The sequence below is a fragment of the Pseudenemella bisphenolivorans genome (assembly GCF_051133435.1).
Lineage (GTDB): Bacteria > Actinomycetota > Actinomycetes > Propionibacteriales > Propionibacteriaceae > JAAYAO01.
The window spans coordinates 580,880-594,304 of the sequence record NZ_JBPGNY010000001.1 but is presented as its reverse complement, the minus strand read 5'-3'; the positions used below and the strand labels follow the sequence as shown (position 1 = coordinate 594,304).

The window sequence follows — 13,425 nt, the reverse complement described above, 5'->3', positions numbered from 1 at the left end:
AGGGCACAAGTCTTTTCATCCTCACGGCGCACCCGGCCTCGGGTGCGGCTCGATCCCGCCCAATGGAAGCCCGGAAATCCGGGATATCTTGAAACCAAGTGAGCGCTTGGTTGAGAAATTGGCCGAAAAGTCTTCCATCCCGGCCCCCGGGCTGATAGAGATAACGGGTAGAATCGATTTCAGTCCATCGGTTCTTCCCCATCGCAGGAGGAGAGAAACGCATGTCCCTGGCCGTCAGTGTTGATGAGCAGGTACCGGCGCGGCGCGAGCTGCCCCCGTCCATGGTCGAACGAATGACTTTGATTCTGGATGCCTTCGACCGGCCGCACGCGCGGCTGACGCTGGAGGACGTGGCCCACCGAACTCATCTGCCGCGGTCCACCGCGCACCGCATCCTCGATCAGTTGGTGCGACTCGACTGGCTGGAACACACCTCCTTCGGGTACGTCCTCGGTAGCCGCTCGCTCGGTCTGGGTGGCGGCCAGAACAACCACGCCCCGATCCGCGAAGCCTCCGCGATGCGCCTGCAGGAACTGCATCTGCGCACCGGCATGGTGGCCCATCTGGGCATTCTCGAGGGCGGCGACGTCTACTACCTCGACAAGGTCGGTGGGCGACTGGCGCTGAGTGTTCCCTCCCGGGTCGGCGGCCGTCTGCCGGCGCACACCACCGCACTGGGCAAGGCGATGCTGGCCTGGCTGGAACCCGAGCAGGTCGAGCGTCTCGCCGGTGTTGCGGTCTGCCGCGACGAAGAACGTCCCAGCGGCATGCTGCACCAGGAACTCGCCCGGGTGCGCTCCCGCGGCGGCCTGGCCTTCGAGCGCGGCGAGGCCTACCCCGGTATCGCCTGTGTCGCGGCCGCGGTGCGCGGCCCGCAGGGCCCGGTGGCCGCCCTGTCCCTGGTCGGTGGCATGCAGACCCCGCTGAATCGGGTCGCCCCGCTGGTCGCCGATGCCGCCCGACAGATCTCGAAGGAGTTGTGGCCCGATCTGCGCCTGACACCCCGCTCGCGACGTCTGGGTCTGGTGGGACAATCCTGAAATGAGCGATGTCCTGAAGGTCCGGGTACTGGAGGTCGTCCAGGAAACCCCGGACGCGAAGTCCTTCGCGGTCGAACCGGTCGATCACCCCGAGATGTTCAAGTACAAGGCCGGGCAGTTCCTGACCTTCCGCATCCCCACCGACTGGCCCGAAGGTGCTGCCCGCAGCTACTCGCTGTGCAGCTCACCCTCCCGGGACGAACCGATGCGGGTGGCGGTCAAGCGAACCCTGGGCGGATACGCGTCCAACTGGTTCTGTGACACCGTGCGGGTCGGTGACGAGTTGGACGTGCTGCGTCCGGCCGGCGCCTTCACCCCGCGTTCGTTCGACGGCGATTTCCTGTTGCTGGGCGCCGGGTCGGGCATCACCCCGATGCTGTCCATCCTGAAGGCCGTGCTGGACGAGTCGGACGGGCACGTCACCCTGATCTACGCCAACCGCGACGAGCGCTCGGTGATCTTCTCCCAGCAGATCAAGAACGAGGCCGACAAGTACGGCAGTCGACTCACCGTCGTGCACTGGCTGGAAGTCCTCCAGGGGGTGCCGACCGATGACACCTGGCGCTCGCTGTTGGCCCCCTATGCCGACCGGCAGGTCTTCATCTGCGGGCCCGAACCGTTCATGAACCTGTGCGAGAAGGTGCTGCCCGAGGTGGGCACACCGAGCGAGAACATTCACATCGAACGTTTCACCTCGCTGACCAACGACCCCTTCGCCGAGTCGCACGTCGAACTCGACAGCTCCGGGCCGATGAGCACCGTGGAGGCCACCCTCGACGGGGAGACCAGGACGGTCGACTGGCCGCGCAGCAACAACCTGCTCGACGTGCTGCGCGAGGCCGGGATGGACGCCCCGTTCTCCTGCCGGGAGGGGGCCTGCAGTGCCTGTGCCTGCTTCGTCCTGGAGGGCGAGGTCGAACTGGCCAACAACGAGGTCCTGGACAAGGACGACCTGGCCGAAGGGCTCATCCTGGCCTGTCAGGCCACGCCGCTGACCGACTTCGTGAAGGTCAGCTACGACGAATGACCCGTTCAGCGGGACTGGCGGAGCCCGGTTCTCCAACCGGTGCCACCGTGAGTCCTGGGAACTACGGGCCCCAATATCAGCACCAATCGTCCCGCCCATGGGTGTGGACGACGGTCCCAACGACCGGAGAAGAGGAGTCATGACCAATCCCGTGATGCAGGCCATCGAGGAACGGGCCGAACTGTTCCGAGACTGCGCCGCCAGCAACGAGAAGCTCACCAAGCTGGACGACCGCGCCGCGCAGGGCCTGCGCGAGACCGGTGTCATGCGGATGCTGCAGCCGGCCACCTTCGGCGGCCAGGAAGCGCACCCGGTGGAATTCGCCGAGGCCGCGATGGAGATCGGCAAACATGATGCCTCGACCGGCTGGGTGGCCGGCATCGTGGGCCTGCACTCCTGGGAGGTCGCCCTGGCCGACCCCAAGGTGCAGCACGAGATCTGGGGTGAGGACCCCGAGGTCTGGATCGCTTCGCCCTACGCTCCGCTGGGTGTGTTGAAGCCGGTTGACGGTGGCTACATCTTCAACGGCCACTGGCAGTTCTCCTCGGGCACCGACCACTGTGACTGGATCTTCCTGGGCGCCTTCATGGGCGACGAGAACGGCCAGCCGCTGATGCCCCCGCAGTCGTACCACGTGATCATGCCGCGCTCCGACTACGAGATCGTCGAGGACTCCTGGGACACCGTCGGTCTGCGCGGCACCGGCTCGCGCGACATCATCGTGCGCGACGCCTTCGTGCCCGACTACCGGGTGATCGACGGCGGCAAGGTGATGGACGGCACCCTGCCCAAGGAAATGGGCGTCACCGCCACCACCTACAACGTGCCCTTCACCTCGGTCTTCCCGCTCGGCATCACCTCCGCGGTGATCGGCGCCTGCGAGGGTGCCCTGGCCGCCGCGCTGGCCTACCAGCAGGGCCGGATCCAGATCACCGGCACCAAGATCAAGGACGACCCGCACACCCTCTTCACGATCAGCGAGGCCGCTGCCGATATTCAGGCCTCCCGCACCGCGATGCTGGACAACATCAACCGGATGTACGACCGGGTCGAGGCCGGCAAGGAGATCACCTTCGAGGAGCGCGCCGAGAACCGCCGCACCCAGGTGTCCGCCTGCTGGCGTGCGGTGCGCGCGATGAACGAGGTCGTGGTGCGCTCCGGCGGTAACGGGATGCGCGTCGACAGCCCGATCCAGCGCTTCTGGCGCGACGCCAACATGGGGCTGGTGCACGCGATCCACGTGCAGGGCTCGGTGTACCACGTCGCGGCGCTCACCTCCATGGATATCGAGCCGCCGATGGGCCCGATCCGCTCGATGATCTGAGGGGAGACCGCGTGAACAACAAGGTGAATGACGTCCGGCCCCTGCAGGTCGGTGAGGTTTCCGGCTTCGACCACGAAACCGATGTGTTGGTGGTCGGCTACGGCATCGCCGGCGGTTCGGCCGCCTACGAGGCCGCCAAGGCCGGTGCCGAGGTGATCGTCCTGGAACGATCCAGCGGCCCCGGCGGGTCGTCGGCCCAATCCGGCGGTGAGCTGTACCTCGGTGCCGGCACCGAAGTGCAGCAGGCCCACGGCTACGGTGACGACAACGCCGACGCGATGTTCGAGTACCTGCGTCTGGCGCTCGGCCCGCACGCCGACGAGGAGAAGCTGCGGCTCTACTGCGACGGTTCCAAGGAACACTTCGAGTGGTTCCGCGACGAGATCGGACTCGAGTTCGGCGAGGGTTTCTACGACCGGCCCACCTGGATGCCGTTCACCAAGGACGGCCTGATGTGGCTGGGTGAGAACGCCTGGCCCTACAACGAGGCGGCGACTCCCGCACCCCGCGGGCACCGGCCGAGCACCGAGGGTTTCGCCGGCTGGCTGTTGATGGAGAAGATGGCCAAGGCCGTCGAGAATGCCGGCGGCGTCACCCACACCGACACCCGGGCCGTGCGGTTGATCCTGGACGGTGACCGCGTGGTGGGCCTGCAGGCCCGCAAGTTCGGTGCCGATGTCACCTACCGGGCCCGCAAGGGTGTGGTGTTGACCACCGGCGGGTTCGTCGACAACGACGAGATGTTGGCCGACCACGCCCCGGCGCTGATCGGTCACGGCAAGGTCTCCGACGGCATGAGCGACGGATCGGGTATCCGGATCGCCCAGGCGGCCGGCGCCGCCACCCGCCGGATGGGCGTGGTCGAGGTCGCCTACACCGCGATTCCGGCGATGGTCTGCCGCGGCATGCTCGTCAACGAGCGCGGCGAGCGGTTCTACAACGAGGATGTCTACCCGGGTCTGTGGAGCCACGCCGCCCTGCACGAACAGGGCAAGGTCTGGGTGATCATGGACGAGAAGGGCTTCGAGGACGTCCCGCCGATGGATGCGATGGGTCTGCAGCCGGCTTTCGCCGCCGAGACCATCGAGGAACTCGCCGAGGAGATCGGAGTGTCGGTCGACGGGCTGACCCGCACCCTGGATGCGTACAACGCCGGTGCGCGGGCCGGTCAGGACCTGTTCCACAAGGATCCCAAGTGGCTGCGCGAACTCGAAGGACCGTTCGCGGCCTTCGACCCCGCCAAGGGCCTGTCGCCCCTGCAGGAGGTCGCCCCCGACTTCACCGGGTTCAACGGCTTCACCCTCGGTGGCCTGCACACCGACGTCGACGGGCAGGTGATGAACATCTCCGGTACGCCGATTCCGGGTCTGTTCGCCGCCGGCCGGGCCAGCTCCGGAATGCACGGTGAGGGCTACATCTCCGGCACCTCGCTCGGTGACGGTTCCTTCTTCGGCCGTCGGGCCGGACGCAAGGTGGCGGCCGGCTGATGGGACGCTTCGAGAACAAGAACGTCGTACTGACCGGAGCCGCCTCCGGGATCGGCCGGGCGACCGCGCTGCGCTTCGCCGCCGAGGGGGCGAAAGTCTTCGCGATCGACCGCAATGCCGAGGGCCTGGCCGAAACGGTCGCCGGGGCCGAAGGTGATGCGATCATCACCCACGTGGCCGACCTGTCGGACGAACAGGCCCTCGTCGATGCCGCCGCAGCCGCGGTGCAGGAGTTCGGCACCGTCGACGTGCTGGCCAATGTGGCCGGATTCTTGCGGGTCACCCCGCTCGACACGGTCACCTCGGCCGACTACGAGGACATGTGGCGGGTCAACTTCCTGGCGCCCGCGCTGATGTGCCGCGAACTGGTGCCGGCCCTACCCGACAACACCGGCGTGATCGTCAATGTCTGCTCGGTCTCGGCCACCAAGGCCCACCCGTACATGACCTCCTATGCGGCGTCCAAGGGTGCCCTGCTGGCCTACTCGCTCAGCCTGGCGGCCGAACTCGGCGGCCGGCGGATCCGGGTCGTGCCGGTCTCGCCCGGCGGGGTGATCACCCCGTTGACCCAGAGCAGCGAGGGGCTGGCCGGCCTGGACACCTCGCACTACGCCCGCACCTTCCCGCTGTGGGGAGAGATGGGAACACCGGAGGAGATCGCCGCCGGCATCACCTTCGCCGCCAGCCCCGAAGCCAGTTACCTCAACGGCTTCGAGGTGCGCCTCGACGGCGGCTCCCACGTCTGAGATCCGAAACGCTTGAAGGCGCGTCCCCCGCGGGGACGCGCCTTCAAACTTCTTCCGGGCTTTACTCCGACTGCGGGGGCAGCAACTTCTTGGACGCCTCGTGGGCGGCCAGCAGGATCTGCTCCCGATTCGGTCCCTGACGGGCCTCGACACCCTTCTCGTTGCCCTCGGCAATCTTGGTCGGGGTCTTGCCGAGGTTCTCCAGGCCCTGGCGGGCGACATCGGCCGGTTCGGAGACGTGCATCCCGGGGATGTCCATGTTCAGCCCGGCCCGAGCCATCGCCGGGGTGCGGGTCACCCCGAGGATCAGGTCCAGCACGTCCACGTTCTTCTCCCGCAGCTCGACCCAGAGGCCCTCGGCGAAGATCCGGGCGAACGCCTTTGCCGCGGCGTACACACTGATCTGCGCCGAGCCGCTGAAGCCGGCCATCGAGCCCACCAGAATCATCCCGCCCCGGCCACGGTCGGCGAGGACCTTGCCGAAGTGCTGGGTCAGTTCCAACTGGGCGGTGATGTTGAGGTCGACGACCTCACGGAACCTGGTCAGGTCACCGGTGATGAAGTCGTGCCCGTAGGTGTTGGCACCGGCGTTGTAGATGAACAAGCCGACGTCCAGGTCCTGGGTCTGCTCGATGATGGTCTGCCGTGCCTCGGCCTGGGTCAGGTCCAGGGCCAGGGTGCGCACTTCGACGCCCTTCGCCCGAACCGTCTCGGCGGTCTCCTCCAACGGGCCGGGCTTGCGGGCGATCAACACCGAGTTGATACCCGCATCGGCCAGTTGGAGGGCGAACTCCGAGCCCACCCCTTCCGAACCACCGGCGATCACGGCCCAGGGGCCGTACTTGCTCGCATCGATCACAGTTTGCCGTCCTTCAGATCGAGTAGTTCCGACACGATGTGCAGTTGCCCCAACACCGCGGCCTTGCGCACCGATTCACGCAATGCCGAGCAACCGGGAAAACGACCGTCGGCCGAGTTGCTCGCCCGGCGCTCGACGCACGCTTCCATGGCCTCGCTGTGCCACTGGATGCTGGTCTGGTCCCACGTGCTCTTGCGCACCTCCACCTGTTGGCGGCAGGTCTCGCAGGTGACCGGCTCCATCGGGGCGTCGTCGAGACGCACATCCGGACGGGGGTTGGGTTTCGCCATCGCTCAGGCCTTCTGCTCTTCGCTCTCGTCCTCGGTCTCGGAGAGGATGCGCTTGATGTTCTCCTCGACCTCGGCTCGCCAGGCTTCGTTCGGGCGGGTGGTGTCGATCTCGAACTCGAAGCGGTCGGTCATCTCCGGGGTGATGTCGGCGACGTCGGTGTAGAACTGCTGGTACCAACGACGCAACTGGTAGACCGGCCCGTCCTCCTCACACAGCAGCGGGTTCTCGATCGGGGTCTTGTTGTTCCAGATCTGGACGTCCTGCTCGAAACCGATCTTGATGAAGATGGCCATCTTCTCGGCCATTTCCTCGGCCATCTCCGGGGTCGGGTAGTCCTTCTTGTTGACCTTGATCGCGTAGTTCAACATGAAGTTGTTGTGGTCGATCGGGTAGTGGCAGTTGATCAGCATCGAGTTCACGTCGAAGTCGCCGTAGTGGGACACCATCGGGTTCAACATGAAGGACGGGCCGTAGTAGTGCGCCTCGGAGCTGTTGCCGCTGCGCACGGGCACGCCGGCCCGTACCGCGTGGGGGTCGTTGTCACCGCGGCTTTCGCCGTTCATCCACTGCGAGGCGATGTGACCCTCGAAGACGTTCTTGAAGTAGGTCGGGAACGACTTGTGGATGTAGAAGAAGTGGGCCATGTCGACGACGTTGTCGATGATCTCGCGGCAGTTGGAGCCCTTGATCTCGAACTTGTACCAGTACCAGTCGGTCCAGTCGGGGTCGTCGGCCATCGGAATGTCGGGGATCATCTGCTCCGGAATCGGCGGGTTGCCCTCCGGGTCGTTCCACACGAACAGGATGCCGTCCTTGACCATGGTCGGCCAGGTTTGGGTGCGGGCGCGCAGGGGGACGCGGCGGGAGTAGGGGATCGAGGTGCATTTGCCCTCGCCCGACCAGCGCCAGTCGTGGAAGGGGCAGGCGACTTCGTCGCCCTTGACCTCACCCTGGGAGAGGTCGCCGCCCATGTGGCGGCAGTAGGCGTCGAGGACGTTGATGTTGCCCTTGGTGTCGGCCCAGATCACCAGTTTTTGGCCGAAGGCGTGCAGGGTGTGGGGCTTGCCGTCGGAGAACTCCTTGGCCTGGCCCAGGCAATGCCAACCACGGGCATAACGCTGCGGGGCATCGGCCCCGGTTTCAATCTTGCGAACTTCGACGTCGGTCATGGCATCCTCCGGTAAGGCTGTGAAGTCGGACCACTGCGGAACTTTCTCGACGTTATGTCGGACCCCTCGAAGTTGGCTGATTCGCTCCCGGTGATTGGAAGCGTCACACGCCGCCTCGGCGGGGCCAATCAGACCATTGTCTCAGGCCCGTCCCAGCCTTCGGTACCCCCTCCTTCCGCAGATAGCGTTTGCTGGGCAACGCTAGCCCCACACCCCAGGGACAGAGAGGTACGCATGGTCAAGATGGTTGCCGAGCGACCCACGGCGACACCCGAGTCCGCCGAACAACGTGCCCGCCGCAGCCGCATCCTGCGTGCCGCCACCAGGTTGGCGACCAAGCAGGGCTTCGACGGGGTGCAGATGCTCGACATCGCCAAGGAATCCGGCGTGGCGATCGCCACCTTGTACCGATACTTCCCGTCCAAGACCCATCTGTACTCGGCGGTGATGCGCTCCCAGGTCGACAGCCTGGCCCGCAATATGCCCGAGATCGACGTCTCACTGAGCCCCGGGGAACGCGTCTCGGCCTACCTGCATCACGCCACCCTGGTGCTGATGAGCCGGCCCCTGCTGGCCGATGCCCTGACCCGCGCGAACTTCCATGCCGCCCCCGACCAGGAATCCATCGATTCCGACTATGCCTTCCGAGTCCAGTTGCTGCGCATCGCCGGAGTGGTCAAGCCCAGCGAGGAGGAGCTGCTGGTGGCCGGGTTGATCAGCCGCTGCTGGTTCGGTGTGCTGGTCGCCCACCTCAACGGGCGCAGCACCCAGCTCGAAGCCCTCGAAGAGATGCGGGTCGCCTGCGAACTGTTGCTGGCCCGGATTGCCGACGCCTGAACCAATCGGTCCCCTTCAGCGGGAGATTCCCCGTCATCGGTTGGGCCGCCGGTTGAATCGGCCCATGAACAGATTTTCCGAACGACGGGTCCTGATCACCGGTGCCGGTTCCGGGATCGGACGCGCCACCACCTTGCGGCTGGCCGCCGAGGGTGCCGAGATCTTCGCCCTGGACATCTCCGCCGAGGGCATGGCCGAGACCGTGTCGATGGCCGAGAATCCGGAACGGATCACCACCCGGGTCACCGACGTCACCGACGAGCGGTCCGTCATCGACGGGGTCGCCGAGGCGGCCGAGAAGCTGGGCGGTTTCGACGTCTTGTTGAACATCGTCGGCGTCCATCTGGCGACCCCGATGGACGGGCTCGACATGGCCGTGGTGCGCAAGACCTTCGACATCAACGTGATGAGCGTCTTCATGGTGACCCGCGAGGCGCTTCCGCACCTTCGCGACGGCGGTGCGATCGTGTCGATGTGCTCGCTGTCGATGCACCAGGCCTACCCCTACATGACCGCCTACGCGGCCTCGAAGGGCGCGGTGCTCGGCTTCTCGCGCACCCTGGCCGCCGAACTGCTGCCACGCCGGATTCGGGTGAACACGGTCTCGCCCGGTGGGACGAATACCCCGCTCACCTTCGCGGTACAGGGTGAACTGGGCGAGTTGTCCAAGACCGACATCGATCTGTCTTTCTACCGGCAGGAGCAACGGCACTTCGGTTTCACCGAACCCGATCAGGTCGCCGGGGTGATTGCCTTCGTGGCCTCCGACGAGGCCGCGCACATGACCGGCACCGATGTCCGTTTCGACGGCGGCGCACACATCAGTTGAGGGATCGATCGAAGGACGATCGACCGGATGGGAGAAGACATGGCACGGCAAGTAGTGGTTACCGGTGCGGCATCGGGTATCGGCAAGGCGGTCACCGAACTGTTGCGCAGTCAGGGGCACACCGTGATCGGGGTGGACTTGAAGGGCGTCGAGGTGAACGCCGACCTGTCCACCCCGGAGGGCCGCAAACAAGCGGTGGACGAGGTGCTGAAGCTGTCTGACGGCAAGATCGACGCCGCCATCCTGGCGGCCGGCATCAGCCGCCCCGAGCCGCTCACCGTATCGGTCAACTACTTCGGCGTGGTCGAGTTCGCCGAGGGCATCCACGAAGCCCTGCGGGCCAGTGCCGAACCCCGCCTCGTGGTGCTGGCCTCCTCGGTGGCCGGCACCCAGGAGCCAGACCCGGCGATCGTCGAGGCCTGCCTGGCCCACGACGAAGAAGCTGCCTGCCAGGCCGGCGCCAAGGCGGCCGAGGAAGGCCGTGGGCAGACGAACTACAACTCGTCCAAGAATGCGGTGGCCCAGTGGACCCGTCGCACCGCGCTGGCCTGGGCGCCCGACGGGATCGCGGTGAATGCGATGGCCCCCGGTGTGATCCTCAGCCCGATGGGCCAGGCGATCGCCCAGGACCCGCGGTTGACCGAGGTGCTGGATCGGGTACAGCCGATGCCGTTGCTGGGTCACGCCGAGCCGGAGGACCTCGCCCCGGTGATCGCCTTCTTCGCCTCGGCGGAGAACACCATGTGCACCGGTCAGATCATCTACACCGACCGTGGTGTGGAGGTGACCCTGCGACCGCAGGACCGGGTCTGAGACCCCGATGAACGGCGAAGGCCGGGTCCCCGCCCGTGGGGACCCGGCCTTCTGCTGTCTCAGCGAGCCTGCAGGTTCTGCACCCCGGTGTCGTCGAGCTTGGCCAGCGAGTACGCGGCGAAGGTCTGGTACGGGCTGCGGTCGGCGAAGTAGGGCTGGAACTGCTCGGCCAACTCGTCCACGGTGAAGATGTCACCGGCGGCGTCGAAGCGCTTCTCGACCTCGGCCGGCTTCAGCAGGGCGACGAACTTGCCGTACACCACGAAGAGCTGTCCGTTGACCTTCTGCGCGGCCGGGGAGGCCAGGTAGGCGACGAAATCGCCCACCCGGTCGGGGGACAGGATGTCGGTGCTGTTGTCGTTGGGGTCCTCGGCGAACACGTGCGAGGTCATCTCGGTGCGGGCCCGCGGGGCGATCACATTCGCGGTCACCCCGTACTTGGCCAACGCCTGGGAAGTCGACAGGGTCAGCGCGGTGATCCCGGCCTTGGCCGCGGAGTAGTTCGGCTGTCCGCCGGAACCGAACAGACCGGCCTCGGACGAGGTGTTGATCACCCGTCCGAAGATCTTCTGATCGGGAGCCGCCTTGCCCTTGGCCCGCCAGTACTTGGCGGCGTGGGTGCTGGTGGCGGCGTGGCCCTTCAGGTGCACCCGGATCACGTCGTCCCACATGTCCTCGGTCATGTTGAACAGCACGGTGTCGCGCAGCACACCGGCGTTGTTGACGAGGATGTCGAGGCTGCCCCAGGTGTCGACGGCGGCGTCGACCAGACCGGCGGCGAACTTCCAATCGCTGACATCGCCCTTGACCGCGATCGCGTCGCGACCGAGGGCCTTGATCTCGGCCACCACCTCGTCGGCCTTCTCACCGATGTCGTTGACCACGACGTTGGCGCCCTGCCGGGCCAGGGCCAGGGCCTCGCTGCGGCCGAGGCCGGCTCCGGCGCCGGTGACGACGGCGTTCTTGCCGTCCAGGGAAGTTTCGTTGCTCATGGATTCTCCTGATGTTTCTGGGCAGGCTGTGTACCAAGCGGACGTTAGCCGGGCAGAACCGGCCGCACCGATCGATGGTCCGGCTGGTTGGGACCGCCCGTGCCCGATCCGCGTCGGGATGCTTAACGTCGCGTCGTGACTTTGAATCTTGCCAGCCTGTACGAGGCCGTCGCTGCGGCCATCCCCGACCGCATCGCGGTGATCTGCAATGACGTCGAACTGAGCTATGCCGATCTGGACCGCCGCGCGAACCGGGTGGCCAACCACCTGATCGCGGCCGGGATCACTCCCGGGGAGCACGTCGGCCTGCATGCTCAGAACAGCCTGGCCTATGTCGAATCACTGCTCGGGGTGTTGAAGGCCCGCGCCGTGCCGATCAACATCAACTACCGCTACACCGGCCACGAACTGCAGTACCTGTTCGCCGATGCCGATCTGGTCGCGGTGATCGCCTCCGGCGCCTACGCCCCGCACAGCGCCGACCTCAAGCCACAGTTGCCGAAGCTGCGCCACATCATGGTGGTCGCCGACGAACACGGCACCGTCGAGGACACCGACTGGCCCGATGGTCTGACCGCGGTCGACTACGAGACCGCCCTGGCCGAGGCCGGCGACACCACGCCGCCGACCGACCAGCGCTCGGCCGACGACCTGTTCATCCTCTACACCGGTGGTACCACCGGGATGCCCAAGGGCGTGGTGTGGCGGCACGAGGACTTCTACTTCGCCGCCCTGGTCGGCGGCAACCGCTACGGCCCGCCACATCGCAGCGCCGAAGCCCTGGTGGCCGCCGCGGTGGAACGCACCGAACAGATGGTCAACATGGTGTCGGCGCCGTTGATGCACGGGGCGGCGATGTACGCGATGCTGACCGCCTTCTACTCCGGCTCCAAGGTCGTCCTGTTGCCCCGGTTCGACGCCCTGGACGTGCTGCGCCGGATCGACCGGCACGGCGTCAACGTGGTGCAGCTGGTGGGCGATGCCACCGCCCGTCCGATTGTGGATGCCATCAAGCAACACCCCGGTGAGTTCGACCTGTCCTCGGTGCGGGTACTGGGTTCGGGAGGGGCGATCCTGTCGCCCTCGGTTCAGGACGACCTGCGCGCCGCCATGCCGCAGGCCCGGGTGGCGACCACCTTCGGGTCGTCCGAAACCGGTGCCGACGGTGCCCTGGAGATGGCTCCCGATGGCACCATGCGGATGCCGGCCAGCCCCACCGCCGCCGTCCTGAACGATCGCCTCGAGCCGGTCTCGGTCGGCACCGGCGAACTCGGGTTCGTCGCGCGGCGCGGCCACGTGCCGCTGCGCTACTACAACGCCCCCGAGAAATCGGCCGCCACCTTCCCGGTGATCGACGGGGAACGCTGGTCGATCGTGGGTGATCTGGCCGAGGTCGCCACCGACGGCACCATCATCATCCACGGCCGTGGCTCGGGCACCATCAACTCCGGTGGCGAGAAGGTCTTCCCCGAAGAGGTCGAACAAGCCCTCAAAGCCCATCCCGGGGTGATGGACTGCCTGGTCGCCGGGGTTGCCGACGCGCGCTTCGGCGAACGGGTCGGGGCAGTGGTCGAACTTCGTCCCGAGGCGGCCGGCACCGACCCCGAGGAGATCCGGCAGTTCTGCCGCGGCACCCTGGCCGGCTACAAGGTGCCGGCGGTGGTCAAGATCGTCGACGCGGTGCTGCGCTCACCCACCGGCAAGGCCGATTACCGCTGGGCGAAACGGCAACTCAACCCCTGATTCCCGGCGTGATGCCACGGACAGGTACCAAAACCTTCAACTCACCTGGGCCATTCGCCGGCTCCGACCCGAATCCGCGGGCTGAGTTGTGGATTTACGTACCCGAGGGTTTCGGCCCTGCGGCTGCAACCAGCCTGGTTTCGCTCCGGCATCCACGTAGACAGCTTCGCGACACTGAAACAGGCCAGTTCCAGCAGACACATGGCCGCCCCAGAGACCCCCGAGACAGCGACAACCCCCGCACCCAAGACCGGTGGCCGCCAAGCCG

Annotated in this window: 13 protein-coding genes; 9 read left to right on the top strand and 4 right to left on the bottom strand. The window is 66.6% G+C overall.

Features of this window, described 5'->3' with window-relative positions; genetic code table 11:
• The first annotated feature begins 221 nt into the window (after positions 1-221).
• From ACR4XW_RS02900 to ACR4XW_RS02880, 5 genes are all read left to right on the top strand, one after another.
• Complete coding sequence (locus ACR4XW_RS02900; RefSeq protein WP_434759007.1) at positions 222-1,040, top strand: IclR family transcriptional regulator; 819 nt, start codon at positions 222-224, stop codon at positions 1,038-1,040.
• A gap of 1 nt (position 1,041) precedes the next feature.
• Complete coding sequence (locus tag ACR4XW_RS02895; protein WP_434759006.1) at positions 1,042-2,067, top strand: 2Fe-2S iron-sulfur cluster-binding protein; 1,026 nt, start codon at positions 1,042-1,044, stop codon at positions 2,065-2,067.
• A gap of 139 nt (positions 2,068-2,206) precedes the next feature.
• Positions 2,207-3,391 (top strand): acyl-CoA dehydrogenase family protein, encoded by a 1,185-nt coding sequence (locus tag ACR4XW_RS02890; RefSeq protein ID WP_434759005.1) that lies wholly within the window; start codon positions 2,207-2,209, stop codon positions 3,389-3,391.
• Between the two features lie 11 nt (positions 3,392-3,402).
• Positions 3,403-4,878, top strand: coding sequence for an FAD-dependent oxidoreductase (locus tag ACR4XW_RS02885; RefSeq protein WP_434759004.1), 1,476 nt, complete (start codon positions 3,403-3,405; stop codon positions 4,876-4,878).
• Positions 4,878-5,624 carry an SDR family NAD(P)-dependent oxidoreductase gene (locus ACR4XW_RS02880; protein ID WP_434759003.1) on the top strand — a complete coding sequence of 249 codons (747 nt, stop codon included), beginning with the start codon at positions 4,878-4,880 and terminating at the stop codon, positions 5,622-5,624. Before ACR4XW_RS02885 ends, ACR4XW_RS02880 begins: the two co-directional genes overlap by 1 nt.
• 61 nt (positions 5,625-5,685) lie before the next feature.
• Here ACR4XW_RS02880 and ACR4XW_RS02875 read toward each other — a convergent pair whose 3' ends face one another.
• The 3 genes from ACR4XW_RS02875 to ACR4XW_RS02865 are packed head-to-tail and all read right to left on the bottom strand — an operon-like array spanning position 5,686 to position 7,943.
• The gene (locus tag ACR4XW_RS02875; protein WP_434759002.1) at positions 5,686-6,483 is read right to left on the bottom strand and encodes an SDR family NAD(P)-dependent oxidoreductase; all 798 of its coding nucleotides are present in this window, start codon (positions 6,481-6,483) and stop codon (positions 5,686-5,688) included.
• The gene (locus ACR4XW_RS02870; RefSeq protein WP_434759001.1) at positions 6,480-6,773 is read right to left on the bottom strand and encodes a hypothetical protein; all 294 of its coding nucleotides are present in this window, start codon (positions 6,771-6,773) and stop codon (positions 6,480-6,482) included. Before ACR4XW_RS02870 ends, ACR4XW_RS02875 begins: the two co-directional genes overlap by 4 nt.
• Before the next feature lie 3 nt (positions 6,774-6,776).
• Entirely contained in the window at positions 6,777-7,943 is a 1,167-nt protein-coding gene (locus ACR4XW_RS02865; protein ID WP_434759000.1) for a 3-ketosteroid-9-alpha-monooxygenase, oxygenase component, read from the bottom strand.
• A gap of 234 nt (positions 7,944-8,177) precedes the next feature.
• Between ACR4XW_RS02865 and ACR4XW_RS02860 the strand changes: the two genes are divergently transcribed.
• The 3 genes from ACR4XW_RS02860 (at position 8,178) to ACR4XW_RS02850 (ending at position 10,422) form a co-directional block, all read left to right on the top strand.
• A complete protein-coding gene (locus ACR4XW_RS02860; protein ID WP_434758999.1) occupies positions 8,178-8,780 on the top strand; it encodes a TetR/AcrR family transcriptional regulator in 603 nt (200 codons plus the stop codon).
• Positions 8,781-8,844: 64 nt separating this feature from the next.
• Positions 8,845-9,609, top strand: a complete 765-nt coding sequence (locus ACR4XW_RS02855) for an SDR family NAD(P)-dependent oxidoreductase (RefSeq protein WP_434758998.1) — start codon at positions 8,845-8,847, stop codon at positions 9,607-9,609.
• A gap of 39 nt (positions 9,610-9,648) precedes the next feature.
• Positions 9,649-10,422, top strand: coding sequence for an SDR family oxidoreductase (locus ACR4XW_RS02850; protein ID WP_434758997.1), 774 nt, complete (start codon positions 9,649-9,651; stop codon positions 10,420-10,422).
• Positions 10,423-10,481: 59 nt separating this feature from the next.
• Here ACR4XW_RS02850 and ACR4XW_RS02845 read toward each other — a convergent pair whose 3' ends face one another.
• Positions 10,482-11,414 (bottom strand): 3-oxoacyl-ACP reductase, encoded by a 933-nt coding sequence (locus tag ACR4XW_RS02845; protein ID WP_434758996.1) that lies wholly within the window; start codon positions 11,412-11,414, stop codon positions 10,482-10,484.
• Positions 11,415-11,549: 135 nt separating this feature from the next.
• Between ACR4XW_RS02845 and ACR4XW_RS02840 the strand changes: the two genes are divergently transcribed.
• Positions 11,550-13,157 carry an acyl-CoA synthetase gene (locus tag ACR4XW_RS02840; RefSeq protein WP_434758995.1) on the top strand — a complete coding sequence of 536 codons (1,608 nt, stop codon included), beginning with the start codon at positions 11,550-11,552 and terminating at the stop codon, positions 13,155-13,157.
• The last annotated feature ends 268 nt before the right edge of the window (positions 13,158-13,425 follow it).

What these genes read in the sequence shown, in the direction of transcription:
- ACR4XW_RS02850 (WP_434758997.1), top strand. Translation starts at nt 9,649, where the DNA reads ATGGCACGGCAAGTAGTGGTTACCGGTGCGGCATCGGGTATCGGCAAG.
- ACR4XW_RS02845 (WP_434758996.1), bottom strand. Translation starts at nt 11,414, where the DNA reads ATGAGCAACGAAACTTCCCTGGACGGCAAGAACGCCGTCGTCACCGGC.
- ACR4XW_RS02865 (WP_434759000.1), bottom strand. Translation starts at nt 7,943, where the DNA reads ATGACCGACGTCGAAGTTCGCAAGATTGAAACCGGGGCCGATGCCCCG.
- ACR4XW_RS02870 (WP_434759001.1), bottom strand. Translation starts at nt 6,773, where the DNA reads ATGGCGAAACCCAACCCCCGTCCGGATGTGCGTCTCGACGACGCCCCG.
- ACR4XW_RS02900 (WP_434759007.1), top strand. Translation starts at nt 222, where the DNA reads ATGTCCCTGGCCGTCAGTGTTGATGAGCAGGTACCGGCGCGGCGCGAG.
- ACR4XW_RS02860 (WP_434758999.1), top strand. Translation starts at nt 8,178, where the DNA reads ATGGTCAAGATGGTTGCCGAGCGACCCACGGCGACACCCGAGTCCGCC.
- ACR4XW_RS02895 (WP_434759006.1), top strand. Translation starts at nt 1,042, where the DNA reads ATGAGCGATGTCCTGAAGGTCCGGGTACTGGAGGTCGTCCAGGAAACC.
- ACR4XW_RS02890 (WP_434759005.1), top strand. Translation starts at nt 2,207, where the DNA reads ATGACCAATCCCGTGATGCAGGCCATCGAGGAACGGGCCGAACTGTTC.
- ACR4XW_RS02880 (WP_434759003.1), top strand. Translation starts at nt 4,878, where the DNA reads ATGGGACGCTTCGAGAACAAGAACGTCGTACTGACCGGAGCCGCCTCC.
- ACR4XW_RS02855 (WP_434758998.1), top strand. Translation starts at nt 8,845, where the DNA reads ATGAACAGATTTTCCGAACGACGGGTCCTGATCACCGGTGCCGGTTCC.